The sequence below is a fragment of the Streptomyces sp. NPDC030021 genome (genome assembly GCF_055574035.1).
Map to the genome: position 1 here is coordinate 20,219 of NZ_JBVIAH010000037.1, position 24,001 is coordinate 44,219.

23 protein-coding genes are annotated in these 24,001 nt (G+C 70.2%); 7 read left to right on the plus strand and 16 right to left on the minus strand.

The genetic code is table 11. From position 1 onward, the window contains the following. Positions 1-19: 19 nt before the first annotated feature. Both ACZ4YL_RS39775 and ACZ4YL_RS39780 read right to left on the minus strand, forming a co-directional pair. Positions 20-775: an ABC transporter permease gene (locus tag ACZ4YL_RS39775; protein ID WP_468123250.1), complete on the minus strand. Its 756-nt coding sequence runs from the start codon at positions 773-775 to the stop codon at positions 20-22. Further along, on the minus strand, positions 772-1,707 hold the full coding sequence (locus tag ACZ4YL_RS39780; RefSeq protein WP_468123252.1) for an ABC transporter ATP-binding protein: 936 nt from the start codon (positions 1,705-1,707) through the stop codon (positions 772-774). Before ACZ4YL_RS39780 ends, ACZ4YL_RS39775 begins: the two co-directional genes overlap by 4 nt. Positions 1,708-1,808: 101 nt before the next feature. On the opposite strand from ACZ4YL_RS39780, the gene ACZ4YL_RS39785 reads away from it, so the two are divergent. Continuing rightward, complete coding sequence (locus ACZ4YL_RS39785) at positions 1,809-2,600, plus strand: TetR/AcrR family transcriptional regulator (RefSeq protein WP_468123253.1); 792 nt, start codon at positions 1,809-1,811, stop codon at positions 2,598-2,600. A gap of 2 nt (positions 2,601-2,602) precedes the next feature. Here ACZ4YL_RS39785 and ACZ4YL_RS39790 read toward each other — a convergent pair whose 3' ends face one another. The 4 genes from ACZ4YL_RS39790 to ACZ4YL_RS39805 are packed head-to-tail and all read right to left on the minus strand — an operon-like array spanning position 2,603 to position 5,686. Then, positions 2,603-3,376: an alpha-ketoglutarate-dependent dioxygenase AlkB gene (locus tag ACZ4YL_RS39790; protein WP_468123255.1), complete on the minus strand. Its 774-nt coding sequence runs from the start codon at positions 3,374-3,376 to the stop codon at positions 2,603-2,605. Beyond that, positions 3,357-4,589, minus strand: coding sequence for a hypothetical protein (locus ACZ4YL_RS39795; RefSeq protein WP_468123256.1), 1,233 nt, complete (start codon positions 4,587-4,589; stop codon positions 3,357-3,359). Before ACZ4YL_RS39795 ends, ACZ4YL_RS39790 begins: the two co-directional genes overlap by 20 nt. A gap of 30 nt (positions 4,590-4,619) precedes the next feature. After that, complete coding sequence (locus ACZ4YL_RS39800) at positions 4,620-4,865, minus strand: DUF397 domain-containing protein (RefSeq protein ID WP_468123258.1); 246 nt, start codon at positions 4,863-4,865, stop codon at positions 4,620-4,622. Next, positions 4,862-5,686, minus strand: coding sequence for a helix-turn-helix domain-containing protein (locus ACZ4YL_RS39805; RefSeq protein WP_468123298.1), 825 nt, complete (start codon positions 5,684-5,686; stop codon positions 4,862-4,864). Before ACZ4YL_RS39805 ends, ACZ4YL_RS39800 begins: the two co-directional genes overlap by 4 nt. Positions 5,687-5,739: 53 nt before the next feature. Here ACZ4YL_RS39805 and ACZ4YL_RS39810 point away from each other — a divergent pair, with 53 nt between their 5' ends. Together ACZ4YL_RS39810 and ACZ4YL_RS39815 are read left to right on the plus strand one after the other, a co-directional pair. Continuing rightward, positions 5,740-6,210, plus strand: a complete 471-nt coding sequence (locus tag ACZ4YL_RS39810) for an ATP-binding protein (RefSeq protein ID WP_468123260.1) — start codon at positions 5,740-5,742, stop codon at positions 6,208-6,210. 312 nt (positions 6,211-6,522) lie between these two features. Beyond that, positions 6,523-6,645, plus strand: coding sequence for a hypothetical protein (locus ACZ4YL_RS39815; protein ID WP_468123261.1), 123 nt, complete (start codon positions 6,523-6,525; stop codon positions 6,643-6,645). 181 nt (positions 6,646-6,826) lie between these two features. Here ACZ4YL_RS39815 and ACZ4YL_RS39820 read toward each other — a convergent pair whose 3' ends face one another. From ACZ4YL_RS39820 to argS, 4 genes are all read right to left on the minus strand, one after another. Further along, positions 6,827-7,624: a VOC family protein gene (locus ACZ4YL_RS39820; protein ID WP_468123299.1), complete on the minus strand. Its 798-nt coding sequence runs from the start codon at positions 7,622-7,624 to the stop codon at positions 6,827-6,829. Between the two features lie 104 nt (positions 7,625-7,728). Next, positions 7,729-9,948: a hypothetical protein gene (locus ACZ4YL_RS39825; RefSeq protein ID WP_468123262.1), complete on the minus strand. Its 2,220-nt coding sequence runs from the start codon at positions 9,946-9,948 to the stop codon at positions 7,729-7,731. 410 nt (positions 9,949-10,358) lie between these two features. Further along, positions 10,359-11,828, minus strand: a complete 1,470-nt coding sequence (locus ACZ4YL_RS39830; protein ID WP_468123263.1) for a hypothetical protein — start codon at positions 11,826-11,828, stop codon at positions 10,359-10,361. 156 nt (positions 11,829-11,984) lie between these two features. Beyond that, positions 11,985-13,745, minus strand: a complete 1,761-nt coding sequence (gene argS / locus ACZ4YL_RS39835; RefSeq protein ID WP_468123265.1) for an arginine--tRNA ligase — start codon at positions 13,743-13,745, stop codon at positions 11,985-11,987. Positions 13,746-13,914: 169 nt separating this feature from the next. On the opposite strand from argS, the gene lysS reads away from it, so the two are divergent. Continuing rightward, positions 13,915-15,642, plus strand: coding sequence for a lysine--tRNA ligase (lysS, locus tag ACZ4YL_RS39840; protein WP_468123267.1), 1,728 nt, complete (start codon positions 13,915-13,917; stop codon positions 15,640-15,642). An 88-nt stretch (positions 15,643-15,730) separates the two neighbouring features. Here lysS and ACZ4YL_RS39845 read toward each other — a convergent pair whose 3' ends face one another. From ACZ4YL_RS39845 to ACZ4YL_RS39855, 3 genes are all read right to left on the minus strand, one after another. Then, positions 15,731-17,062: a DUF2637 domain-containing protein gene (locus tag ACZ4YL_RS39845; protein ID WP_468123268.1), complete on the minus strand. Its 1,332-nt coding sequence runs from the start codon at positions 17,060-17,062 to the stop codon at positions 15,731-15,733. A gap of 183 nt (positions 17,063-17,245) precedes the next feature. Continuing rightward, positions 17,246-18,007 carry a DUF3558 family protein gene (locus ACZ4YL_RS39850; RefSeq protein ID WP_468123270.1) on the minus strand — a complete coding sequence of 254 codons (762 nt, stop codon included), beginning with the start codon at positions 18,005-18,007 and terminating at the stop codon, positions 17,246-17,248. A gap of 115 nt (positions 18,008-18,122) precedes the next feature. Continuing rightward, positions 18,123-18,968 carry a DUF3558 domain-containing protein gene (locus ACZ4YL_RS39855; RefSeq protein ID WP_468123272.1) on the minus strand — a complete coding sequence of 282 codons (846 nt, stop codon included), beginning with the start codon at positions 18,966-18,968 and terminating at the stop codon, positions 18,123-18,125. Positions 18,969-19,159: 191 nt separating this feature from the next. Between ACZ4YL_RS39855 and ACZ4YL_RS39860 the strand changes: the two genes are divergently transcribed. Continuing rightward, entirely contained in the window at positions 19,160-20,353 is a 1,194-nt protein-coding gene (locus tag ACZ4YL_RS39860) for an RtcB family protein (RefSeq protein ID WP_468123273.1), read from the plus strand. Positions 20,354-20,430: 77 nt separating this feature from the next. On the opposite strand, the gene ACZ4YL_RS39865 is transcribed toward ACZ4YL_RS39860, so the two are convergent. Beyond that, the gene (locus ACZ4YL_RS39865; RefSeq protein ID WP_468123275.1) at positions 20,431-21,249 is read right to left on the minus strand and encodes a hypothetical protein; all 819 of its coding nucleotides are present in this window, start codon (positions 21,247-21,249) and stop codon (positions 20,431-20,433) included. Between the two features lie 292 nt (positions 21,250-21,541). On the opposite strand from ACZ4YL_RS39865, the gene ACZ4YL_RS39870 reads away from it, so the two are divergent. Beyond that, positions 21,542-22,213, plus strand: a complete 672-nt coding sequence (locus ACZ4YL_RS39870) for a polysaccharide deacetylase family protein (RefSeq protein WP_468123276.1) — start codon at positions 21,542-21,544, stop codon at positions 22,211-22,213. Here the strand turns inward: ACZ4YL_RS39870 and ACZ4YL_RS39875 are convergent. Next, positions 22,210-22,974, minus strand: a complete 765-nt coding sequence (locus tag ACZ4YL_RS39875; RefSeq protein ID WP_468123278.1) for an SDR family NAD(P)-dependent oxidoreductase — start codon at positions 22,972-22,974, stop codon at positions 22,210-22,212. The two genes, ACZ4YL_RS39870 and ACZ4YL_RS39875, sit on opposite strands and share 4 nt — an antisense overlap. A gap of 54 nt (positions 22,975-23,028) precedes the next feature. After that, complete coding sequence (locus tag ACZ4YL_RS39880; RefSeq protein ID WP_030757909.1) at positions 23,029-23,373, minus strand: YnfA family protein; 345 nt, start codon at positions 23,371-23,373, stop codon at positions 23,029-23,031. A gap of 138 nt (positions 23,374-23,511) precedes the next feature. Between ACZ4YL_RS39880 and ACZ4YL_RS39885 the strand changes: the two genes are divergently transcribed. Beyond that, positions 23,512-23,961, plus strand: a complete 450-nt coding sequence (locus tag ACZ4YL_RS39885; protein ID WP_468123280.1) for a hypothetical protein — start codon at positions 23,512-23,514, stop codon at positions 23,959-23,961. The last annotated feature ends 40 nt before the right edge of the window (positions 23,962-24,001 follow it).

Consider the following 24,001-nt stretch of genomic DNA (forward strand, 5'->3'; position numbering starts at 1 on the left):
AGCGGGTTCTGCCGCGGAATCAGCGGGTTCTGCCGCGGAAGAGGACCGCCGCCAGGGTCATGGCCACGGCCGTGATGCCGGCGCACCAGGTCAGGGCCACCCAGGGGGCATGTCCCGCGGGCTGCGCCAGGAGCAGTGCGCGCAGGGATTCGATCACCGGGGTCAGCGGCTGGTGGTCGGCGAAGCCGTGGAGCCAGCCGGGCATGGTGTCGATGGGGACGAAGGCGCTGGACGGGTACGGCAGGAACATCATCAGGAAGGTGAAGCCGCCCGCGGCCTCCGGCGTCCTGGCGAGCAGCCCGAGCGCGGCGGCCAGCCACGAGATCGCCGTGATGTACGTCAGCAGCAGGCCGGCCGCGGCGAGGAAGGCGGCCGGGCCCGCCTGCGGGCGGAAGCCGATCGCGAGGGCGACGGCGAGGACCAGGGTGGTGGAGATCAGGTTGCGCACCACCGAGGCCGCGACGTGCCCGGCGAGGATCGGGATGCCGCCGACATCGAGGGAGCGGAAGCGGTCGATGACGCCGTTCGTCATGTCCTCGGTGACGCTGACGGCGGTGGAGGCCGCGCCGAAGCCCGCGCAGAGCAGCATGGCGCCGGGCACCACGTACGTCACGTACGCCGTGCCGGTGTCGATGGCCCCGCCGAAGAAGTAGACGAAGATCAGCATCAGCATGACGGGCAGCATCAGGGCGGCGATCAGTGCGTCGGGCCGGCGGCTGCTGATGCGTAGGCTGCGGCCGGCCAGGGCGAAGGCGCGCACGGGCGTGGCGGTCATCGGGCGGCTCCCGTCAGGGCGAGAAAGACGTCGTCGAGGGTGGCGCTGCGCAGGGCGAAGCGGTCGATGTCGGTGCGGTGCGGGTCGAGTTCGTCGAGCAGGGTCCGGACGTGGGCGGCGGTGCCGTCGGTGGGCAGGCCGAGGGTGAGCTCGTCGGGGGCGAGGTGGACGGCGCGCGGGGCGAGGGCCTCGTAGGCGGCGGCCGTGGTGAGGGTCAGGTCGAGCCGGTGGCCCGCGACCCGGGCCTTCAGTTCGGCCGGGGTGCCCTCGGCGGCGATGCGACCGTCGGCGAGGACGGCGACGCGGTCGGCGAGCCGGTCGGCCTCCTCCAGGTACTGGGTGGTGAGCAGCACGGTGGTGCCGTCGGCGCGCAGTTCTCGTACGAGCTCCCAGAGGTCCTGGCGGCTGCGCGGGTCGAGGCCGTTGGTCGGCTCGTCCAGGAAGATCACCTCGGGGCGGGAGACGAGGCTGGCGGCGAGGTCGAGGCGACGGCGCATGCCGCCGGAGTACGTCTTCGCGGTGCGGCCGGCCGCTTCGGTGAGGCCGAACCGGGCAAGGAGCTCGTCGGCACGGGTGCGGGCGGCGCGCGGGGAGAGCCCGGCGAGGCGGCCCATCATGCGCAGGGTCTCGGTGCCGGTCAGGAGTTCGTCGACGGCGGCGAACTGGCCGGTGAGGGCGATGAGTTCGCGGACCCGGGAGCGTGCGGTGGCGGTGTCGTGCCCGGCGACGCGGACGGTGCCGGAGTCGGCGGCGGTGAGGGTGGCGAGGATCCGGACGGTGGTGGTCTTGCCGGCGCCGTTGGGGCCGAGGAGGGCGAGGACGCTGCCGCGCGGGACGGCGAGGTCGATGCCGTCGAGGACGCGGAGGTCGCCGTAGGACTTGGTGAGGCCGGTCGCGTGGATGCCGAGGCCGCCGGAGGCGTGCGTGGTCATGGGGGACGGTGCTCCCTTCGCCGTTTCTGCGTATGCCTTACGCTCTTCTGTGTAAGTAATACATAGAACTAGGATGGGGGTCAATCGAGGAGTGGGCGGTCATGGCGAGCGAGGACGACGAGGACAGCGGCAGCGGGCTCCCGGCGAGCCTGGAGATGGCCTGGGGCCTGCGCGAACGCCCCGGCAAGGGGCCGCGCCCCACGCTCACGCTGCCGAGGATCGTGGAGGCAGCGGTGGCGCTGGCCGCGGGTGAGGGCATGGACGCGGTCTCCATGGGCCGGGTGGCCAAGGAGCTGGGCGTCTCGACGATGTCCCTCTACCGGTACGTCGCCGCCAAGGAGGAGCTCTATGTCCTCATGTCGGACGCGGGGGTCGGCACCCCGCCGCCCCTGCCGCCGGAGGCGCAGGGGTGGGGCTGGCGCGAGCTGCTGACGAACTGGGCGTACGCGCAGCGGGCCGTCCTGATGGCCAACTCCTGGATCCTGCGCATCCCGATCACCGCCGCGCCCGTCTCCCCGAACCAGCTGGCCTGGATGGACCGGGGCCTCGGCGCCATGGCCGGCACGGGTTTGGCGGAGAGCGAGAAGCTCTCGACGATCATCCTGATCGGGGGCCTGGTGCGCAACGAGGCCACGATGGCCGCCGACATGATCGACGCCATCGTGAAGTCCGGGGTCGCCCCGGAACAGGCGCTCGGCCAGTACGTCCGCACGCTGCGGCTCATGACCGGACCGGACAGCCACCCCGCGGTGACGCGGCTGCTGGACTCGGACGCGTTCAGCGGCTCCGGCGAGCCGGACTTCCAGTTCCGCTTCGGCCTGGACCGCATCCTGGACGGCCTGGCGGCGCTGGTGGCGGGGCGGCCGGGGGCGGCTTCGGCGAGCCGCCCTTGAGGTCAGACGGGCGGCAGCAGATCGCTCTCGCTGACGGTGTACGTCAACGGGGGGTAGACGAAGTCCGTTTCATCGTTCTCGCGGCGCCGTAGCCGGTAGAACTCGCGCCGCTGCTCGTCGTCGGCCGATGTGAGGCGTGCGCCCTGCGGGAGGTACGCGTGTCCGCCGCGAAACCGAACGAAGGTCTTCGACGTCCGAAACGTCACGCCCAGCCATTGGTTGTCCGCCGTCGAGGCGGGCGTGTCCAGCACGATCTTGTGCTTGAACCGCCGATTCGAGGCGACGGAGAACGCGACGACACTGTTGTGGGTGAGAGGGATCTCGAAGGTGTCGACACCGGACCCCTTTGATTCGCATATCAGCTTCCGTGGCGGACCCGCTTCGGGATGCTGATAGCAGGAGAAGACGGCGATGAAGGACTCTTCGGCCAGATCCAGGGCCTGGTCGGAATGGCTCCCCATGGTTCTGTAGGCATTCGTGTAGCTCTCGATGAGAGCGTTGTTGAAGCCGACCGGGATCGCCGCATGTTCTTGGATCCGTTGCGCCAGCCGTTCGTGCACCGCGCGGAAACGCTGCGCCGGGCTGCCGTATTGGGTGGTGGTGCGTACGAGAGGCACACCCTCCGCCTCGTCGCTTCTGGTGAGCACGGCGCCGTGCCGGCCCTTTCCCGCGGCCTCCAGGCGAGCCGACGTGGACAGCTCCGCAAAGAGGTCCCGCTCGGCCGGCAACGAGTGAGAGACGATCTCGTCGGAGATCCTAGGCGCGGGGGGCAACATAGTCTCCCGTGTTCATGCTGAAGAGGAATGCGTCGCCGTAGTCGATGAAGGACGAGGTCCTGTTCTCCTCGGCGTACAGCCTGCGCAGCTCGTCCATGCCCTCTGGTGTGGGCGGCCCCAGCTTCACCAGGTCCCCGGCCGCTTTGAGGAACGTGTGGCCGTTCTTGTGAACGGCTTCGGCGCTCGAACAGCGCACCACGTACCCCAGGCGGGTCGGGAGGGTCTCGGCGTCCAGCGTCGAGGGCCGGATTTCGTGCGTGTACAGACGGTTGGTGGACAGCGGCATGAAGAACACGGAGCCGGGATAGAGCGTCAGGTCGAACTGCGGGGGGAGCGCGACCCCGTCGCGTTCCCCGATCGGCTCCTTGAGGCGAAAGCGGAGTCTGGTCAGCCCGCTGGCACGCTTCACGCCGTAGTCGAAGGGGTCTTCGGCCAGGGGCCGCAGCTTTTCGAGCCCGTCATAGAAGGTGCAGAAGGCCATGACGCCATTGACGGGCATGTCCTTGGTCTTGTCGGCATGGGCCGAAATCCTGGCCTTGGACTGCTTGCGCTCCCCCGTGGCAAGGGTGTTGTGGTAGATCTGCGCGAGGACGTGATTCAGCGGTGCCTGGTCCCGGAAGACGGTGGCGGCCTCGCGATTCAGAGCCTCGACGATGCGGGTGTCGGTCGTACGAAAGCCCTCGGTCGGCCCCGAGAGATTCGTGGAGCACCGGAGCAGCCGGAAATGCAGTGCGTCACCGTCCTGCTCGACGGGCGTCAGATAGATTCCGCTGCGATGGGCCGTTCCGGGCTTGGTGGACTCCGTCAGGGACTGGAAGGCGTGCTCCGCACGGATCCGCCCGAAGTGATCGGCGTCGAGGTCGAAGAAGCGGCGGTAGTACACACCGGCGCCGTGTACCCGGACGGGAACGCGGCCGACATCGACGAGGGTCCAAGGTGTATCGACGCCCCCGTCGTAACCGTGCGACAGCTCCCGGATGACGAACACCCGGTCCGCCGCATCCAGTTGGCGGCCGCTGATCCCGGACACGTCGCCACACAGGTAGACGGTCTTCCGTGCGAGGTCGGTCGCACCGGAAGCGAGGTCCTCCGGTGTGATCACGGACCCGAAGAAGTCCCTGACCAGGTCGTTGTCCTGCAACGTCGAAGGTGCGACGAGTATGTTGCCCGCATCATCGATGCAGGCTTCCGTCAGCTCTGTCGGGTACGTCAAGCGGCACCTGCCATTCGCGGATCTTGTGGGCTATCGAGCAAGCCAGCCCGTCAGCGCCGCCCAGCTCGCCGGACCGAGCTCCAGGACGGGGCCGTCCTGGACCTTGGAGTCCCGGACGTGGATCTGGGTCGCGGAGGCGGCCACCTCGACGCAGTCGCCGCCCTCGCTGGCGCTGTAGCTGGACTTGCGCCAGGCCACGGCAACTTCCAGGCAGGCGCCGCCTTCGCTGCCGCTGTAGCTGGACTTGAACCACTTCAGAGCGGTCGTGGCACTCATGTCTCTCCTAGCAGGCGGCCCAACAGGCCCCGCGTCGCCTCGGTGTTGAGGGCCTGAGTCCGCAGCATTGCATACTTGCGCGCCATGATGCTGACCTCATCGGGGTCGGAGATGAGCTGGCTGCCGCGTTGGGTTTCGGTGTATCCGAGGTGCTGGTGGTCCGGCGTTTCCAGGAGGATGAACGGGCCGTCGAGAGCGGCATGCGAGGTCCGGCCCAGGGGCATCACCTGGAGGCTTATGTCCGGCAAGTCGGAGCAGGTGCGCAGGTGGTGCAGCTGCTCCGCGTACACCTCGTCCCCGCCGATCCGGTCGCGGAGTGCAGCCTCCCAGATCACGAAGCTCAGGGTCGGCGGCGTGCTGCAGCGCAGAATTTCCTGGCGTGCGATGCGGCGGGCGGTCAGCGCCTCGATCTCCGCCTCAGGGTGGGCCGGGACGCGGCACTTGAAGACGGCCCGCGCGTAGTTCTCCGTCTGGAGCAGGCCGGGCACCACCTGGTTGTCGAACCAGGAAAGCGCGATCGCGCTGGCTTCATGGTCCATGTATTCCTCGGCCCACGGCGGAGTGGCGTCGATCGCCGGCATCTCGTTCGCAGCCACAGTCAGCAGCCCCGGCAGCCCCAGGTGTAAATCCATCAGCTCGGCGACGTTCGGCATCAGAGCCCGCCGGCCCTGCTCGATCGACGCGATGGTCTCCGCGTCCAGCCGGACCAGCTCGCCCAGCTGCTTCTGGGTCAGGTTCTTGGCGATGCGGGCTGCGGCCACCATCGCGCCGACCATCTTCATGGTCGTCGCGTTCGGCCGTACTCGTTTCCTCGGTGGCATGACAGCGAACTCCCCACCCACGCAAGCGGAATACCCCGTGCAGACCCGTACTCATGAAGGAGTACGGGTCTGCGCTCAGCCACACGCTAGTCACGCAACGCGACGATCGTCCGGTGAATCCAACTTTCCAGGCGGCGCTCATGCGCGAGCGTCTCTACCTGCGCTCACCCCGAACCGTCGCAGCTGCACGCCAGTTCACACGTGACACCTTGCGGGCGTGGGTGGTGACCGAGTGCCACGACGAGATGTTGCTCTGCGTGAGCGAGCTGGCCACCAACGCCCTGCGGTACGGCGTACCGCCCGGCCGCGGTTACCTGCTGCGGCTGTTCGGCTTCGAGGACGCGACCGTCCGCATCGAGGTGCACGACGGCGGGCCCGGGCTGACGCGGATCGGCGACCGGCCGCACGGTCGGGGCCTCACCCTCGTCACCGCGCTCGCCGACGAGTCGGGAGTGGTGGCCCGGGCGCCCGGGAAAATCGTCTGGTGTGAGTTCCGAATCGGAAACGCGCGACATTTTCCCTGAGTAATCTTTCCTGAAATTCGTAACTGGAAATGAATTCCACCCTCAAGAGATTCGTTTCTCCGTGAATGGTAGCGCGTGGGGCGACTTGAAATGCCGACGCGGCGACGTGGCGTGCCCGAATTCCCGGTATTCGGTGAGTAGTATTCCCTTGTTCGGATCGCGACCCCCGTGTGCGGGCCCGCCATATCGGGCTCATCGCGTAGGGGTTCACGCCATCTCCGCTTCAGAAAGAAGGCTGTCATGGCCCTCCCCCTCCCCGGCAACGTAAACACGTTCCAGGACAACTGGCGCTTCTGCAACCACTGTTATGCCATGTGGTGGAACGGTCGCCCCGACAACGGAGCCTGCCCCTCGGGCAACTCCCCGGACGGGCAGCATCACGGTCAGGGGAGCTGGAACTTCTACAAGCCGGCCAACTCCAATGAGACCATCTGATCCGATCGGATCAGAGCGTGCGGAATTCTCGCGGCCGCGGTCCGGTCGGAGAATGCCGCGCAGGCGGTAATTGAGCGAATGCCCCCCGGCTGCCGAAATCAGCCGGGGGGCATTCGCGTCCGGGATCCTTCCACGGAAGGAGGGGGCGCACAGGGGGTGAATTCCCTGTGCGCCGGTCTTGTCAGGCGGGCTGCTCCGTGACCGTCGACGTGATCACCGCGAAGGGTCCGCCCTGCGGGTCGGCCAGGACGGCCATGCGGCCCGCCACCATGTCGAAGGCGGGGGCGAGGACGGTGGCCCCGGCCCGTACGGCGGCGGCCTCGATGTCGTCGACGCTGTCGACCTGGAAGTACGGCAGCCAGTTCGGGGGAGTGCCGGGCGGCGACTGGTCCAGGTTCATCATTCCGCCCACCACGCGCCCGGAGGCCTTGAACTCCGTGTACCCCTCGGCGCCGGGCATGTGCGAGGCGGCCGTCGTGATCGGCAGGATGGCGGAGTAGAACGCGGCGGCGGCGGGGACGTCGCTGGTGCTCAGCTCGTTCCAGATGAGGGCGCCGTGCTCGTTGACGATGCCGGCGCCGTCGAAGGAGCCTGGCTGCCACAGGCCGAACACGGCTCCGGTCGGGTCGGTGACGACCGCCATCCGCCCGAGGTCCATGACGTCCATCGGGCCCATCATGACGGTGCCGTGGGCGTCGGTGGCGGTCTTGAGGGTGGAGTCGATGGCGTCGGTGGACAGGTACGTGGTCCACGCGGTCGGCGGCATCGGGTCCGGGACGGTGCCGTCCGGGTTCATCGCCTTCATGATGCCGGCGACCGGCCGGCCCTTGAGGGTGCAGACGGAGTAGCCGCCCTGCTCGGCCGGGCCGACCTCGCCCTGCCAGCCGAACAGGTCGCAGTAGAAGTCGAGGGCGGCCTGCTGGTCGGGGACCATCAGGTCGATCCAGCAGGGAGTGCCGGGCTTGTAGGGGCCGTTCATGTCGGGCACGGGGGCCTCCGGTGGCGGGTGGGGGAAGGACGGGCCGTCCCCTACCCGGCCCGTACGGCCCGAATCGGGCCGTACGGGTGAAACCGGGCGGGGCGTCAGTCGGTGCGGCGGCGGCGGTGACGGCCGGTGCCGGCGATCAGGGCGGCGCCCAGGGCCAAGGCCGTCCCTGCCCCGCCCAGGACCCAGCTGGTGGCCGGGTCGGCGCCGGTGGCGGCGAGGGCGTTGCCGCTGACGCTGGTGGGGACAATGCCGGTGCCGGTGCCGTTGCCGCCGCTCGGCTGGGGCACGTTGCCACCGGGTGCACCACCCGGGGTACCCCCTCCGGGAGTCTCCCCGCCCGGGATTCCTCCACCGGGCGTTTCCCCTGCGGGGCTGCCGCCCGGGGTTCCGCTGCCCGGGGTGCCTCCGCCGGGGGTCTCCGAGCCTGAGGTGCCCCCGCCCGGGTTGCCCGCGCCCGGGGTCTCCGTGCCTGGGTTGCCGCCTCCGGGGGTTCCCCCGCCTGGTGTGCCGCTGCCTGGGGATCCGCTGCCCGGGGTCTCCGCGCCCGGGGTGCTGCCTCCGGGTGTGCCTCCGCCCGGGGTCTCGGCGCCTGGGTTGCCCCCTCCAGGGGTGTCCCCGCCTGGTGTGCCGCTGCCTGGGGTGCCTCCGTCGGGTGTGCCGCTGCCTGGGGTTCCGCTGCCCGGGGTCTCCGCTCCGGGGGTTCCGCTGCCCGGGGTGCCTCCGCCCGGGGTCTCGGCGCCTGGGTTGCCCCCTCCGGGGGTTCCCCCGCCTGGGGTTCCGCCTCCGGGTGTGCCTCCGCCGGGGGTTCCGCCTCCCGGGGTGTCCCCGCCTGGGGTGCCGCCTCCGGGTGTGCCTCCGCCCGGGGTCTCGGCGCCGGGGGTTCCGCCTCCCGGAGTGCCCCCGCCTGGGGTGCCTCCGCCGGGGGTTTCCGCGCCCGGAGTGCCCCCGCCTGGGGTGCCGCTTCCCGGAGTGCCGCTTCCCGGAGTGCCTTCGCTCGGGGTGGTGGCCGGTGCCAGGAGGGTGGTGAGTTGGCGCTTCGAGCGGGAGCCGGCCCAGGGTGGGGGTGTTTCCGCGTCGACCTGGGACGTGCCCCAGCCGAAGAAGGAGACCGAGCCGGTCGGGGCATCGGCGGAGAAGCGGACGCGGACCGGGACGTCGAAGGCCGCACCCGCGCCGATCGGGCCGCGCACGAGCCCGCCCGCGAAGAAGTAGCCGTCCTCGTCCGAGGTGATCTCGACGGGCTGCCAGGCCGCCGGCTGTCCGTCCGCGGCCGGCCGCAGGACCTCGACCGCGATCTGCGAGACCTGCATGGAGACGAAGTCGGGCCGGGCCAGGACCAGTCCCAGGTCGAAGGCGGCCAGCTCACCCTTCCCCGCGTTGTCCACCCGGACGGAGAGGTCCGTCCAGTCGCCGCCCGCACGTACCGATTCCGGGACTCCGCTCACGGTCAGAGCGGGACCGTCGGTGAACAGCGGGTCCTCGTCGCCACCGGGCGCGCCCGCGATCCTGGTCGCGTACGAGGAGGTGGGGGAGCTGCCGGTGGCCGTCCCGACCCGGCCCGTGCCGTCCGCCGTCAGGTCGAACGGGACGACAGGGGTGTCCGCGGCGAAGCTGATCCGGACGTCGATGGTCCGGACCTCGCCGACGGGGACCGCGGCGGCGCTGCCGAGGGCGTAGCCGAGCGTGGGGGCCGTGGTCCGGGCCGGCCCGGCGGCCGTCCACGGCCCGCCTGCGGTGCGGTACTCGACCTTGATGTGGGCGGGCCCGAACTGTCCGGCGGCCTGCGAGACGCCCAGCACCGGGGTGTAGTCCGCCACGGCGACATGGCCCGAGTTGTCGACGGTCACGGTGAGCGGGGTCCAGCTGCCGTCGGCCTTGAAGCCGTCCGCGGGGATGCCCTGGACCGTGACCTCGGGCCCCATCAGGATCCGGTCGGACCCGGTGTCCTGCTCGTCCTCGACGGCCTCGGGCAGCTCCTGTGTCTGCGCCTGCGCCTGCGTTCGTGGCTGTGGTTGCGGCTGTGCCTCGGACGCGGCCGGGACGGTGGGTGCTTCCGGTGCTTCCGGTGCCGCCGGTGCGGCCACGGCCTGCACGGCGGGCTGCTGCGGGCCGGTGTCCTCGGCCTGTTCCTGTTCCTGTTCCTTGCCCCCGGCCTGCTCCTGCGGCGCTGCCTCCGCCGGTCCGGCGGTGTCCGCGGGTACCGCGTCCGGCACGGTCACCGCCGGATGCTCCTCGGCCACCGCCGGTGCGGCGATCAGGAGCGTCTGGCCGGCCACCGCGGCTGCTGCCACGACGGCCATGCGCTTGAACTGCATGCTCTTTACCTCCCCGGGCTCCGGACATCAGACCGGAGCCACCCCAAACCCCTTGGGAGGCGCCAAGGTTAGTGAGACGGGAGAGGCTTGCAGAGGGATACAGGATTGCGAAATATGTACGGTCCCACGACCCGCCGGGCGCGCTACGGGGAGAGGTGGTTCGGGCGCGGGTGGCACTCGCCGGAGTCCGGGTCCACTGGGCGGCCCGGCCGGAAGTCGGACCACCAGATCGGGGTCCCGCCGGAGTGGGACGCGATCCAATGCGACGGTGGGACCGGCCTGCGGCACGGCCTGAGCTTCGGCCTGTGCCTCTGAGGGTGGTGGGTGGGGGAAGGAGGGGGTCGTCCCCCTACCCGGCCCGTACGGCCCGAATCGGGCCGTACGGGCGAGCGCGGGCTGTGCCTCAGGCCTCAGGCGGTGGTGCGGCGGCGGCGACCGGTGCCCGCGACCAGGGCGGCGCCCATCGCGAGGGCCACGCCGGCGCCGCCGAGGGCCCAGGTGGTGGCCGGGTCGCTGCCGGTGGCGGCGAGCTCGCCACCAGTGGTGGCGGTGGTGCCCGGGTTGCCGGTCGTGTCGGTGATCGGCTTGGCGCCACCGTTCGGCTTCGGCTGGTTGCCGTTCCCGCCCGTGTCCGGGGAGGCGGCGACGATGTTCGTCAGGCGGGCCTTGGAACGCGAGTCCGCCCACGGCTCCGGGGTGTCCGGGCCGACCTGGGACGAGCCCCAGGAGAAGATGCTGACGGCGCCGAGGGGCGCGTCGGCGGCGAAGCGGATCCGGACCTGGACGTCGAAGCTCTGGCCGGCCGCGACCGGGCCGCCCGCGAGATCGATGCCGAAGAAGACGCTCTCCTCCTCGGACCAGACCTCGGCCTCGTGCCAGCCGGCCTTGCCGTTCTTGTCCTTGCTCAGGACCTCGACCTTGATCTGGGAGGGCTTCATCTTGACCCAGTCGGGACGGGCCATGACCAGCCCGACGTTGAATCCCTTCAGGGCCTGCTTCCCGGCGTTGTCCACGTGGACGGACAGGTTCGTCCAGTCACCGCCCGCCTTGATGCTCTCCGGTACGCCGTTCACCGTCAGCGCGGGGCCTTCGACGAACGGGTCCTCGGGTCCGCCGACCGCACCGGCGATCCGGGTGTTGTACCAGGTGGAGGGCGAGTGGTTGACGTGGTTCCCGACGCGGCTCTTGCCGTCCGAGGCCAGGTCGAAGGGCACCACCGGGCTGTCCGCGGCGAAGGAGATCCGCACGTCGACCGTGTAGGAGGTGTCCTTGGTGACGGACGGGGCCGTCCCGAAGGCGTACTGGAGGCCGGGGCCGAGCTCCTCGCTCTGCACGAGCTTGGCGGCCTGCCAGGTTCCGCCGGCGGTCTTCCACTCGACCTTGATCTGCGAGGGCTTGAACTTGCCGTCCTCCTCGTAGACGGTCACGCTCGGCGTGTAGTTCGGGACGGCGATGTGGCCCGAGTTGTCGACCGTCACCTTCAGCGGGGTCCAGCCGCCGTCGGCCTTGAAACCGTCCTTCGGGATGCCCGCGACCGTGACCTCGGGACCCATGAGGATCCCGTCGGACTCGGCGCCCTGCGTGTCCTCGTCGCTCTTGGTGTCCTTCGCGGCCTTCTCGGCGACGGGCGCCGGCTGCGGCGCGGGCGCCTGGGCGGCCGGGACGGCCGGCGCAGGTGCGGGGACCGACGCCGGGGCCGGGGCCTGGGCGTCCGGCACGGCCGGGGCCGGCGTACCGGCGTCGGCGGCGTCGTCCTTCGGTGCCACGTCCGGGACGATGACGGCCGGCTGATCGGCGGCCATCGCGGGCGTCGCGGTCAGGATGGTCGGGCCGGCCACGGCCACCGCGGCCACGGCGGCCATGCGCTTGATGCTCTTCACAGATGTCCCCCCACTAAGTTTTGAACACGATCAGATTAATGGGGGTGGCTGGATCGTGAAGGCCGCGGAGATCACGAAATGCGTACGACCCCAGCAGCAGCTGCCGGGGCCGTACGCATTTGGCGCGGGTTGTGCGGTCGTGCGGATCGAGAGAGGTCAGAGCTTCTCGGGGGTGCGGATGCCGAGGAGGGCCATGCCCTTGTTCAGGGTGCGGGCCGTCAGGTCGCACAGGAAGAGGCGGTTCTCGACCTGCTCCGCGGTGTCGGCCTTGAGGACCGGGCACTCCGCGTAGAACGTCGTGTACAGCGACGCCAGCTGGTAGAGGTACGCCGCGACCTTGTGCGGGGCGTGCTCCGATGCCGCCTCGGCGATCAGCTCGCCGAACTGGTCCAGGTGCAGACCCAGTGCCCGCTCGGACGGGGCGAGCGCCAGCTCAGCGCGGGCCGCGGGCCGCGCGTCCCCGGACTTGCGGAGGATCGACTGGATACGGGCGTACGCGTACTGGAGGTACACGGAGGTGTCACCGGTCAGCGACACCATCTGGTCGAGGTCGAACTTGTAGTCACGGGCCGCCGACGTCGACAGGTCCGCGTACTTCACCGCGCCGATGCCGACCTGGGCCGCGCGCTCGGCGATCTCTTCCTCGCTCAGCTCCTTGGCCTTCTCGCGCACGACGGTGGCGGCCCGCTCCACCGCCTCGTCGAGCAGGTCCACCAGCCGGACCGTCTCGCCCTCACGGGTCTTGAACGGCTTGCCGTCCTTGCCGAGCACCGTGCCGAAGGCCAGCTGCACGGCCTTGACCTCGTCGTTCAGCCAGCCCGCCCGGCGCGCCGTCTCGAAGACCATCTTGAAGTGCAGGGACTGCCGCGCGTCCACCACGTAGATCAGGGTCGTCGCGTCCAGCTCGCCCACCCGGTCGCGGATCGCGGAGAGGTCGGTCGCGGCGTAGCCGAAGCCGCCGTCAGACTTCTGCACGATCAGCGGGGTCGGGTTGCCGTCCTGGCCCTTGACGTCGTCGAAGAACACGCAGAGCGCGCCGTTGGAGCGGACGGCGACGCCCGAGTCCTCCAGCAGCTTGCACGTCTCGACCAGCATGTCGTTGTAGCCGGACTCACCGACCACGTCGGGGTCCTGGATGTCCATGTCCAGCTTGTTGAAGACGGAGTAGAAGTAGATCTTCGACTCGTCGACGAACCGCTGCCACAGGGCGAGGGTCTGCGCGTCGCCGGCCTGGAGGTCGACCACCCGCGCCCGGGCCCGCGTCTTGAACTCCTCGTCGGAGTCGAAGAGCGCGCGCGAGGCCTTGTAGAGCCGGTTCAGGTTGGACATGGCCTCCTCGCCGGACACCTCCTCGTCCGACTTGTGGTCCAGCTCGTGCGGGTGCTCCAGCAGGTACTGGATGAGCATGCCGAACTGGGTGCCCCAGTCGCCGATGTGGTGGCGGCGGATCACCTTCTCGCCCGTGAACTCCAGGATCTCGACCATCGCGGCGCCGATCACGGCGGACCGCAGGTGGCCGACGTGCATCTCCTTGGCGACGTTCGGCTGCGCGTAGTCGATCACCGTGGTGCCCGGGTTGGCCGCGAGCGGCACACCCAGACGGTCGTCGCCGGCCCGCGCGGCCAGGGTCTCGATGATCGCCCGGTCGGTGATGGTGATGTTGAGGAAGCCGGGGCCCGAGACCTCGATCTCCTGGATCAGGTCACCCGTCGGGATGCCCTCGACCACGGTCGCCGCCAGCTCGCGCGGATTGGCCTTGGCCTTCTTCGCGAGCGCCAGGATGCCGTTGGCCTGGAAGTCGGCCCGGTCGCTTCGTCGCAGCAGCGGGTCCGCGCCACCGGCCTCCGGCAGGGCGGAGGCAAGGGCGTCCGCGACGCGCTGATTGACGGAAGAAGCGAGGGAAGGGACCGAGGCCATGAGCTGCCGTTCCTGTGAGGTTGTGCCGGTGGGTGCACTTGGTTGTTCCGACAAGTGCCGAGTATCCCACGAGGGGGCAACCCGTTTCCCGGAGGAAAAGCAACCTCAGAGCGACCCGTTCCGTCTGGGAGAATGGCTGAAGCCAGCATTCGAGATAGAAGGACGTGTCGTGGCTCAGAGCAGCACCGAGACCGACTGGGTCTCCCGTTTCGCGGACGAGGTCATCGCCGAGGCGGAGCGCCGAGCACCCGGCAAACCTGTCGTCGTCGCGTCCGGACTCTCCCCCTCCGGCCCCATCCACCTGGGCAACCTCCGCGAGGTCATGACCCCGCACCTGGTCGCGGACGAGATCCGCCGCCGGGGCATCGAGGTCCGCCACCTCATCTCCTGGGACGACTACGACCGGTACCGGAAGGTGCCCGCGGGCGTGCCCGGCATCGACGAGTCGTGGGCCCAGCACATCGGCAAGCCGCTGACCGCCGTGCCCGCCCCCGCCGGGTCCGCGTACCCGAACTGGGCCGAGCACTTCAAGGCCGCCTTCGTCGAGGCACTGGCCGAGATGGGCGTCGAGTACGACCCGATCAGCCAGACCGAGCAGTACACCACCGGTGTCTACCGCGAGCAGGTGCTGTTCGCGATGAAGCACCGCGGCGACATCGACGCGGTCCTCGACCAGTACCGCACCAAGCAGAAGCCGGGCGGCAAGAAGCCCCAGCAGAAGCAGGTCGACGAGGCCGAGCTGGAGGCCGCCGAGGGCTCCGGCGCGGCCGATGAGGACGACGGCAGCACCGGCGAGGGCGGGTACTTCCCGTACAAGCCGTACTGCGGCCAGTGCGGCAAGGACTTCACCAAGGTCACCTCGTACGACGACGAGACCACCGAGATGACCTACGTCTGCACCGAGGACGAGTTCACCGAGACGGTCAAGCTCAGCGAGTTCAACCGCGGCAAGCTGGTCTGGAAGGTCGACTGGCCGATGCGCTGGGCCTACGAGGGCGTGATCTTCGAGCCCTCCGGCGTCGACCACTCCTCGCCCGGCTCGTCCTTCCAGGTCGGCGGCCAGATCGTGCACATCTTCGGCGGCGAGCAGCCGATCGGACCGATGTACGCGTTCGTCGGCATCAGCGGCATGGCCAAGATGTCCTCCAGCAAGGGCGGGGTCCCCACCCCGGCCGACGCGCTGAAGATCATGGAGCCGCAGCTCCTGCGCTGGCTCTACGCCCGCCGCCGCCCCAACCAGTCCTTCAAGATCGCCTTCGACCAGGAGATCCAGCGGCTCTACGACGAGTGGGACAAGCTGGAGGCCAAGGTCGCCGACGGCTCCGTGCTGCCCGCCGACGCCGCCGCGCACACCCGCGCCGTGCGCACCGCCGCCGCCGAGCTGCCGCGCACCCCGCGCCCGCTCCCGTACCGCACGCTCGCCTCCGTCGCGGACATCACCGCCGGCCACGACGAGCAGACCCTGCGCATCCTGACCGACCTCGACCCGACGCAGCCGCTCACCTCCCTCGACGAGGTACGGCCGCGCCTGGACCGCGCCGAGAACTGGATCACCACCCAGGTCCCGGCCGACCAGCGCACCCTCGTACGCGAGGAGGCCGACACCGAACTGCTGTCGTCCCTGGACGACGAGGGCCGCGAGTCGCTGCGACTGCTCCTCGACGGGCTGGACTCGCACTGGTCCCTCGACGGGCTGACCACGCTCGTCTACGGCGTCCCGAAGGTCATGGCCGGCCTGGAGCCCGACGCCAAGCCGACGCCGGAACTCAAGGTCGCGCAGCGCACGTTCTTCGCGCTGCTCTACCGGCTCCTCGTGACCCGGGAGACCGGACCGCGCCTGCCCACGCTGCTGCTGGCGGTGGGCGCCGACCGCGTGCGCAAGCTGCTCGCCGTCTGACCCGGCTGCCCCGGCCGACCCGGCCGACCCGGCACGTGGAAGGGCCCGCACCCCGAGAGGTGCGGGCCCTTTCCGCTGTCCGTGACCGTCAGGCGATGTGCTCGGCCTCACGGTCCTTGTGGTAGCGCTGCTTGAACGCCGGGATCATCCGGCGCAGCAGCGAACCGCTGCGCGGGTGGGTCACGCCGTAACCGTCCGACAGGTGTATGTCGAGGGCCTCCGCCGACGGGTAGTCCTGCTTCTCGTCGACCAGCGCGCAGAACACCTTGTACGCCGCCTCGCCGAACTCGGCCTCGTCAGGCGTCTCGGGACCCTCGGCCGGGGCCTCCTCCTGGCGCGGACCCGGGATGGAGAGCTCCTGCTGCGCGGACTGCTCCTCGTCCGGACCCATCGGCGGCAGGACCGGGGTCGGCTCCAGGCCCTCCACGTACTGGGGGTTGTAGCCGCCCTCGTACGCCGCCTGCGGCGCCAGCGGCGCGGCGAACCAGGCGCTGTTGTGAGCCGCGGGCATGGCCGTCGGGTCCACCGCGAAGGGCGGCGGGGTCTGCTGGACAGCCCCGGGAACACCCGGTGCACCGGGTGCACCGGCCGGGTTCTGCAGCTGCTGGGCCTGCTGGGCGGCCTGCTGAGGCTGCCCGGCCTGCTGCGCGAGCCCGGGCGCGGCCGCCAGCGCCGGGGCCTGCTGGAGCTCCTGCTGGGCCTGCTGCAGGACCTGCTGCTCCACGGGCGGCAGCACCGCCGGCTCGATGCCCGTCGCCGCCAGCGCCTCCGCGGTCGTCTCCGCGAGCGGCACACCGATCTTGGCCAGCTTCAGCGGCATCAGCGCCTCCACCGGAGCCTTCCGCCGCCACGAACGCCCGTACCGCGCCTGCAGCCGGGCCTGGTAGATCAGCCGGTCCTGCTCCATACCGACCGCCTGCTCGTAGGAGCGCAGCTCCCACAGCTTCATCCGGCGCCACAGCTTGAAGGTCGGTATCGGCGACAGCAGCCACCGCGTGATGCGCACACCCTCCATGTGCCGGTCCGCGGTGATGTCCGCGATCCGGCCCACGGCGTGCCGGGCGGCCTCCACCGTCACCACGAACAGCATCGGGATCACGGCGTGCATCCCGACACCGAGCGGATCCGGCCACGAGGCCGCACCGTTGAAGGCGATCGTCGCGGCCGTCAGCAGCCACGCCGTCTGCCGCAGCAGGGGGAAGGGGATCCGGAGCCACGTCAGCAGCAGGTCCAGCGCGAGCAGGACACAGATGCCCGCGTCGATACCGATCGGGAACACCAGCGAGAAGCTGCCGAACCCCTTCTGCAGGGCGAGGGCACGCACCGCGGAGTACGAGCCCGCGAACCCGATCCCCGCGATGACCACGGCACCCGCGACCACCACGCCTATGAGTATCCGGTGCGTACGAGTCAGTTGCATCGCGGCCACCCGCGATCCCCTCCCCTTGTCGAGCACATACCGAGCGCAGAGTGCTGGTGCTGAGTACTGGGCACTTACCGCACCTTTACCGAGCTGCGGCAGGCACAGCGTACGGGTGACTCGATGTCAGCGTGCCAGGAGGCCCCGCCCCGCACCCGTCCCAGCCGGCCCCCGCGCTCATCCCTACTGGGGCTGCGGGGACTGCGGCTGCTCCGCCGACGCCTTGTTGGCCGCGCCCACCGAGGCCACGGCCTCCTTGGCCGCCGTGATCGCGTCCTGCAGCAGCTTCGCGTGATCCGGCGCACCGGCCCCCTCGTACGCGGCACCGTTGTAGTCGAGCCGGACGACCACGTTCTGGGCGCGCGCCACGATCGAGGTGTTGAAGGAGTCGACGTCCTTCTTCGCCTTGTAGATCACCGACGTCGCCTGGTCGCCGATCCCGGCCACCGCCTCCGTCTGCGGGTCCTGCGCGCCCTCCTCGGTCTTCGCCGTCCCGACCTCCTTGTTGTACTGCTCCTCCGCACGCTTGTTGGCGTCGCCGAGGGTGGCGTGGGAGTCGTAGCGGAAGAAGGAGAGCGAGAGCCAGCGGTACTGCGAGCCCTTCAGACCGTCCTCGTCCAGACCGTTCCAGGAGCAGCTGGCACGGGTGGCCAGGTCGTTCGACTTCGTCGCCGTCCCGTTCTTGTCCTTCGCCTCCGGGACGAGCGTGTCTATCGTCGCCGTCGCCAGCGCCTTGCAGGGGTCGGGAAGCGTGGCGAACGCCGCCTTCTCCAGGACCTTGGAGGACTTCGGGTTGGGCTTGGCCGACGAGGACGAACCGGACTTCTTCTCGCCGTTCGAGCTCGTGTCCTTGCCCGAGTCGGACGAACACCCGGCGACGGTGAGGATCACCGGGACGGCTGCGCAGGCGAGAACGCGGGTGAGGCGCGAGGCTGATCGGTGCATGGTTCCTTCAGTACGTTTGTCGGTTGTTCTTCGGACGCGGGACCCGGGCAACGGTAGCCCGACCGGGTACCCGCCTGCTGTGCGCGCCGTCACGCGAGACCATGGCGCGCACCGCTCATTCGCTGAAACGCTCCGCCAGGGCCTGCGCCAACTGCCGTGCCTTGGCCTGGGTTTCGGTGCTCGGCGGGACCGTGCCGGGCAGTGCGGGCTGCACGCTGTACTCGATGGTGACGATGACGTTCGAGGTACGGAACACAATGCGCACGGTGCGGGACTGCGCGGCGCTGGCCCCGGCGGGACTGAGCTTGTCCTCCAGGAAGGCGTCGCTGCCGAGGTCTTCCAGGACGCGCGATCCGAGCTCGACCGGCGCCGACGGGCTCGCGCCGGGGGACGCCGGCGTCCCGGAGGCGGGCGTGCCCTGGACCGGGGCCGCCGGGGTGGGCGCGGCGGGCGTGGGCGCCGCCGGGGTGGGGCTCGCGGTCGGGCCGGGGAAGGGCAGCTTCGCGTCGGTGAGCCGGCGTACGTAGACCTGCTTGGCCTTGTCGTCGTCGCTGGCGGCCGTCCGGTCGTACGAGACCACGCGCTCGAAGCCGACCGACAGGAGCCGTGTCTCCTCGGGGCTCTGCCCGCTCCAGCGGCAGCCGACGTGCCGGTCGCCGTCGTACGAGGCGTCCGCGACACCGGCGTACATCTGGTCGCGCTGCTCGGGGGTGAGGCTGTCCCCGGCCGGGAGCATGCCCTTGAGCTTCTTGCTGTCGGCGCCGGCCTTGCAGGGCGCGGGCAGACTGCGGTACTTCCCCGGTTGGGCGGGCGCGGCGGAGCTGCCGCCGGCCTTCGAGTCGCTGGTGCTTCCGCCTTCGCTCCCGCTGGTGCACCCGGTCAGGCCGGCCGCCCCGGCCGCGAGCGCGGTGAGCATCGCGATGCCTGGCAGGACTCGCCGCCGTACCGCCTTGCGCTGCACGTCCACTGGCTCCCTTCGACCGGCGGGCCCCCCGACGGTCAGGAAAATGCGTTGCCGCGACTTGGGCGCGGCTGGACACAATGTCTATCGCACACGCTGGTGCTGGCGCCGGTCCCCTGTCGTATTTGGGATCAAGAGCGAGGCTTTTGCGCATTCTGACTTTTCTGTGGTTTTCGGGGGATTGATTCCTTATGTCGTATGTAGAGGTACCGGGGGCGAAGGTCCCGATCCGGATGTGGACCGACCCGGCGTCGGTCGAGGACAGCGCGATGCAGCAGCTGCACAACGTCGCCACCCTCCCCTGGATCAAGGGCCTGGCCGTCATGCCGGACGTCCACTACGGCAAGGGAGCCACCGTCGGCTCGGTGATCGCCATGAAGGACGCGGTCTGCCCGGCGGCGGTGGGCGTGGACATCGGCTGCGGAATGTCGGCGGTGAAGACGTCCCTGACGGCGAACGACCTGCCGGGGGACCTGTCGGGGCTGCGGTCGAAGATCGAGCGCGCGATTCCGGTGGGGGCGGGGATGCACCGCGAGGCGGTGGACCCGTCGCGGCTGTACGGGTTCACGGAGGCAGGCTTCGGGGATCTGTGGGAGCGCTTCGACTACGTCGCGGATGCGGTGAAGTTCCGGCGGGACCGGGCGATGCGGCAAATGGGAACCCTTGGGCAGGGAAACCATCATATCGAACTGAATTTCGATAGCGAGGGGGCGGTGTGGCTGACACTGCACTCGGGATCCCGTGGCATCGGCAACCAGCTGGCCGAGCACCACATCGGTATCGCGCGGGGTCTCTCGCACAACCAGGGGCTGATTGACCGGGATCTCGCGGTGTTCCTTGCGGCAACCCCGGAGATGGCTGCGTACCGGCACGACCTCTACTGGGCGCAGGAGTACGCCAAGTACAACCGCGCAGTGATGATGAGCCTGTTCAAGGAGGTCCTGCGCCGGGAATTCCGCAAGGCGAAGGTCTCCTTCGACCCGGAGATCAGCTGCCACCACAACTACGTGGCGGAGGAGCGGTACGACGGCATGGACCTGCTGGTCACCCGCAAGGGCGCGATCCGCGCCGGGAGCGGTGACTACGGGATCATCCCCGGCTCGATGGCGACGGGCACGTACATCGTGAAGGGCCTCGGCAATACGGCCGCGTTCAACTCGGCCTCGCACGGCGCGGGCCGGAAGATGAGCCGTACGGCGGCGAAGAAGCGGTTCTCCGCGCGCGACCTGGCGGAGCAGACCCGCGGTGTCGAGTGCCGCAAGGACTCAGGCGTCGTAGACGAGATTCCGGCGGCGTACAAGCCGATCGAGCAGGTCATGCAGCAGCAGCGCGACCTGGTGGAGGTCGTGGCCAAGCTGAGGCAGGTCGTTTGCATCAAGGGCTGACGCCTGCATGCGGCTGTCGGGGGAATGGAGGAGCCTGGACCGATCGTGATCGGTCCAGGCTCCTCCATGTCGTTTCGTCAGGCCTTGCCGGTGCGCAGGCGCCAGAGGCGCATCGAGCAACTCTGCTCGGTCCTGTCGAGAGCGACCCCGGCCGCCGCGGGGTCGTTCAACTGCAGGAGGACCTCGTCGTCCTTCGGGGTCCAGCGTCGGCGGGGCGGAGCGACCCGCATGTCCGCCGGCCGGACCCAGTCGCGCATTTCGGCTGCCTTGGCCTTCTTGCGCTCCAGGCCCAGGCAGCCGTCGTAGTACAGGTGCCCGGCCAGCTCCATCGCCGGTTCCTTGGTGTAGAGGATGTTGTAGATGCCGTCCCGGGCGTTGCGCTTGATGGTTCGCTCCGCCCCTGTGACCGTTCTCGCGAAGTGGCACAAGTAGGCGCCTACTGCCGTGCTGGCAGTGGTGAGCGAGACGAACGGAAGGCCCTGGCTCGTGTAGCCGACGGAGCCGTCGGCGTCGATGACGCCGCGAAGGTAGTCGCGGCGAGAGAACTCCACGCGGGGCGGCTTGATCGTCATGGACTTGCGTCCATAGGGGATTCCGAGTTCGTTGAGCGTGCTCCGGGCTTCGAGCGAGCAGAGACTCCACGTCGCCGAGTTGTGAGACGCGGCGAAGTTGGTCGCCCGGGTGCGCTCGGTGATGGAGCTGTAGTACGGGGTGAGGGCCTGGAAGTCGCGCAGGATGTGGATGTCTCGCTCGTTGATCTCGACAGTCAGCCTGCCCTTCTGCCCTGCTCCCGCGGCGAGATGCCCGTCGGCCTGGATGAAGCCGAACATGTACGCGTAGCGCGGGTCCTGGAGGTCCATGAAGCGCGCGGCGGCGCTAGGGTCCTGTTCAGCCATGAGGAAGTCCTTTCTTCCCTGTTGGTGAGGCCCTCGTCCGGGACTGCCATCCCGGTCGGGGGCCGTTCGTGCTGCGGCTGAACTTAGGTGCGGATTCCTGGTGGGCCTGGCCGATCTCCCGATGATCGCTCGAACGTGTGACGGAATTTCACATTGCGCCGAACTGGCGGTGCCCCTGGGGTGCGTCGCCGTCTGTGCATTCACCCGTACGGGCCTCAGGGGTGCGGGACATCAACTTCCGCTTGATGTAAGGGGATTGACCGGCAAAATGGTCTAGACCAAAATGTGCCGCATGTGGAGATCCCGCGTGCTCACCGCCGCGCTCACGTCGTTGTCACTCGCCCTCGGGGCCGCCGGGTCGGCCCAGGCGCGGACGGGGCTGCCGCGCGTCGTGTCGCATGTGCCGACCCGGGAGAAGGTCGTCTTCATCACCATCGACGACGGCTGGATCCACGATCCGGCCGCGGCCCGGATCCTGCTGGAGAAGCGGGTGCCCGCCTCGTTGTTCCTGCTGCCCGGGGCGGCCTCGTACGACACCGGGTACTTCACCCGGCTCATGGAGGAGGGGCGGGCCGGCGTCGAGAACCACACCGTCAGCCACCCGGACCTCACCACGCTCGACGCCGCCGGCAAGGACGCCGAGGTGTGCGGGGCCGGGGAGCAGCTCCAGGCGGCCTTCGGGCGGACGCCGAAGCTGCTGCGGCCGCCGTACGGGGCGGTGAACGACGACGTGCGGCTCGCGGCCAAGGCGTGCGGGGTGAAGGCGCTGATCACCTGGACGCACGATTTCACCACCTGGGGCGAGACGCCGCCCACGCCGCGGCTGCAGGCCGGGGACATCGTGCTGCTGCACTTCACGCCGACGCTGGCGGCGGACCTCCAGCGGGCCCTGGACGCGGCGAGGGCCGCCGGGCTGAAGCCGGCGGCCCTGATGCCGCACCTGAAGGCGGCGGGGGTTCTTTAGAGATCGCGGTGGACCTTGGTGTTCGAGGCCTGGGCGCGGGGGCGGACCACCAGGAGGTCGATGTTGACGTGGCTGGGGCGGGTCACCGCCCATGTGATGGTGTCGGCCACGTCGTCGGCGGAGAGGGGTTCGGCGACGCCCGCGTAGACCTTCTCGGCCTTCTCCGCGTCGCCGCGGAAGCGGGTCTTCGCGAACTCCTCGGTCTTGACCATGCCGGGGGCGATCTCGATGACGCGTACGGGCTGGCCGACGATCTCCAGGCGCAGGGTCTCGGCGAGGACGCGGGCGCCGTTCTTGGCGGCGACGTAGCCGGCTCCGCCCTCGTACGTGGAGTGGCCGGCGGTGGAGGAGAGGACCACGACCGTGCCGTCGCCGGAGGCGGTGAGGGCGGGGAGCAGGGCCTGGGTGACGTGGAGGGTGCCGATGACGTTGACCTCGTACATCGTGCGCCAGTCGGCGGGGTCGCCGGTGGCGACGGGCTCGGCTCCGATGGCGCCGCCGGCGTTGTTCACGAGCACGTCACAGCGGGCCAGGGAGGCGGCGAAGGCGTCGACGGCGGTGCGGTCGGTGACGTCGAGGGCGTGCGCGGTGGCCTGGTGGCCGGCCTCGGTGAGCTCGGCGGCGAGGGCTTCGATGCGGTCCTTGCGGCGGGCGGTGAGGACGACGTGGTAGCCGGCTGCGGCGAGCTGTCGGGCGGTGGCCGCGCCGATGCCGCTGCTCGCGCCGGTGACTACGGCGGTTCGGGTGGCGGCCGTGCTCATGTGCGGGCTCCTCGGTCGTTCGTACGGGCGATTACCCGCCAGCATAGGCGCGGCTCAGCGGCCGCGCGGGGCGTACATGATCACGGCCATGCCGGCGAGGCAGACCAGGGCTCCGGTGATGTCCCAGCGGTCGGGGCGGTAGCCGTCGGCGACGACGCCCCACACGAGGGACCCGGCGACGAAGACTCCGCCGTAGGCGGCGAGGACGCGGGCGAAGTCGCCCTGGGGCTGGAGGGTGGCGACGAAGCCGTAGAGGCCGAGGGCGATCACCCCGGCGCCGATCCACGCCCAGCCCTTGTGGGCGCGGACGCCCTGCCAGACGAGCCAGGCGCCGCCGATCTCCAGGAGTGCGGCGAGGAGGAAGAGGGCGGCGGAGCGGGCAAGGAGGGTGATCGGCATGGCTCAAAGGTACGCACGGCAGATGGGGGTGGGCGCGCCCTCGTTCGTGTGATGGTCCGACCGGTCGGGGGTGCGGGTGGCTAGCCTCCGCGCGAGGAGGTGGTGTCGGTGCGCCGTGGTGCCGTACGAAGTGTGGTGGTGGCGGGTTTGCTGGCGCTCGGCGCGGGTGTTCCCGGGTCGGCGCAGGCGTCGACGGGGGACGGGCCGGAGGCCGATGTGGCCTACCACGGCCGGGTGGCCCTGTCCGGGGCGCGGCTGCGGATCTGGCTGGTCCCGGAGAACGACGGGCCCGCCGCGCTGCCGAACGCGACGGTGCGGGTGCGGCTGTCGGCGGAGCTCGCGGACCGGCAGGAGCTGTCGGAGGGCTGTGCGCGGGCGGGTCTGCGCGAGGTGGTGTGCGAGACGGGACCGCTGCCGCTGCACGGGCGGGGGCGGCACATCGGGCTGAGGCTGGAGCTGCGGGAGCGGGTGCCGGAGGTGGCGGTGCGGGTCGACACGTGGTGGAACGGCGGTGCGACGGACCGGAACCACGCCAACAACGAGCACGTGGTGCTGGCGCTGGACACGGGCGACGCCTACGCGTTCTAGGTCCGCCCGACCTGGAACGCCGGCCCGGCCCGGCCCCGCC

Coding starts and splice junctions, on each gene's coding strand:
- ACZ4YL_RS39785 (WP_468123253.1), top strand. CDS start 1,809: ATGGCGAGCGAGGACGACGAGGACAGCGGCAGCGGGCTCCCGGCGAGC.
- ACZ4YL_RS39810 (WP_468123260.1), top strand. CDS start 5,740: ATGAAGGAGTACGGGTCTGCGCTCAGCCACACGCTAGTCACGCAACGC.
- ACZ4YL_RS39845 (WP_468123268.1), bottom strand. CDS start 17,062: ATGCAACTGACTCGTACGCACCGGATACTCATAGGCGTGGTGGTCGCG.
- ACZ4YL_RS39775 (WP_468123250.1), bottom strand. CDS start 775: ATGACCGCCACGCCCGTGCGCGCCTTCGCCCTGGCCGGCCGCAGCCTA.
- ACZ4YL_RS39850 (WP_468123270.1), bottom strand. CDS start 18,007: ATGCACCGATCAGCCTCGCGCCTCACCCGCGTTCTCGCCTGCGCAGCC.
- ACZ4YL_RS39820 (WP_468123299.1), bottom strand. CDS start 7,624: ATGAACGGCCCCTACAAGCCCGGCACTCCCTGCTGGATCGACCTGATG.
- ACZ4YL_RS39870 (WP_468123276.1), top strand. CDS start 21,542: ATGTGGAGATCCCGCGTGCTCACCGCCGCGCTCACGTCGTTGTCACTC.
- ACZ4YL_RS39780 (WP_468123252.1), bottom strand. CDS start 1,707: ATGACCACGCACGCCTCCGGCGGCCTCGGCATCCACGCGACCGGCCTC.
- ACZ4YL_RS39875 (WP_468123278.1), bottom strand. CDS start 22,974: ATGAGCACGGCCGCCACCCGAACCGCCGTAGTCACCGGCGCGAGCAGC.
- ACZ4YL_RS39800 (WP_468123258.1), bottom strand. CDS start 4,865: ATGAGTGCCACGACCGCTCTGAAGTGGTTCAAGTCCAGCTACAGCGGC.
- ACZ4YL_RS39880 (WP_030757909.1), bottom strand. CDS start 23,373: ATGCCGATCACCCTCCTTGCCCGCTCCGCCGCCCTCTTCCTCCTCGCC.
- ACZ4YL_RS39790 (WP_468123255.1), bottom strand. CDS start 3,376: ATGTTGCCCCCCGCGCCTAGGATCTCCGACGAGATCGTCTCTCACTCG.
- argS (WP_468123265.1), bottom strand. CDS start 13,745: ATGGCCTCGGTCCCTTCCCTCGCTTCTTCCGTCAATCAGCGCGTCGCG.
- ACZ4YL_RS39805 (WP_468123298.1), bottom strand. CDS start 5,686: ATGCCACCGAGGAAACGAGTACGGCCGAACGCGACGACCATGAAGATG.
- ACZ4YL_RS39815 (WP_468123261.1), top strand. CDS start 6,523: ATGTGGTGGAACGGTCGCCCCGACAACGGAGCCTGCCCCTCGGGCAAC.
- ACZ4YL_RS39860 (WP_468123273.1), top strand. CDS start 19,160: ATGTCGTATGTAGAGGTACCGGGGGCGAAGGTCCCGATCCGGATGTGG.
- ACZ4YL_RS39825 (WP_468123262.1), bottom strand. CDS start 9,948: ATGCAGTTCAAGCGCATGGCCGTCGTGGCAGCAGCCGCGGTGGCCGGC.
- ACZ4YL_RS39865 (WP_468123275.1), bottom strand. CDS start 21,249: ATGGCTGAACAGGACCCTAGCGCCGCCGCGCGCTTCATGGACCTCCAG.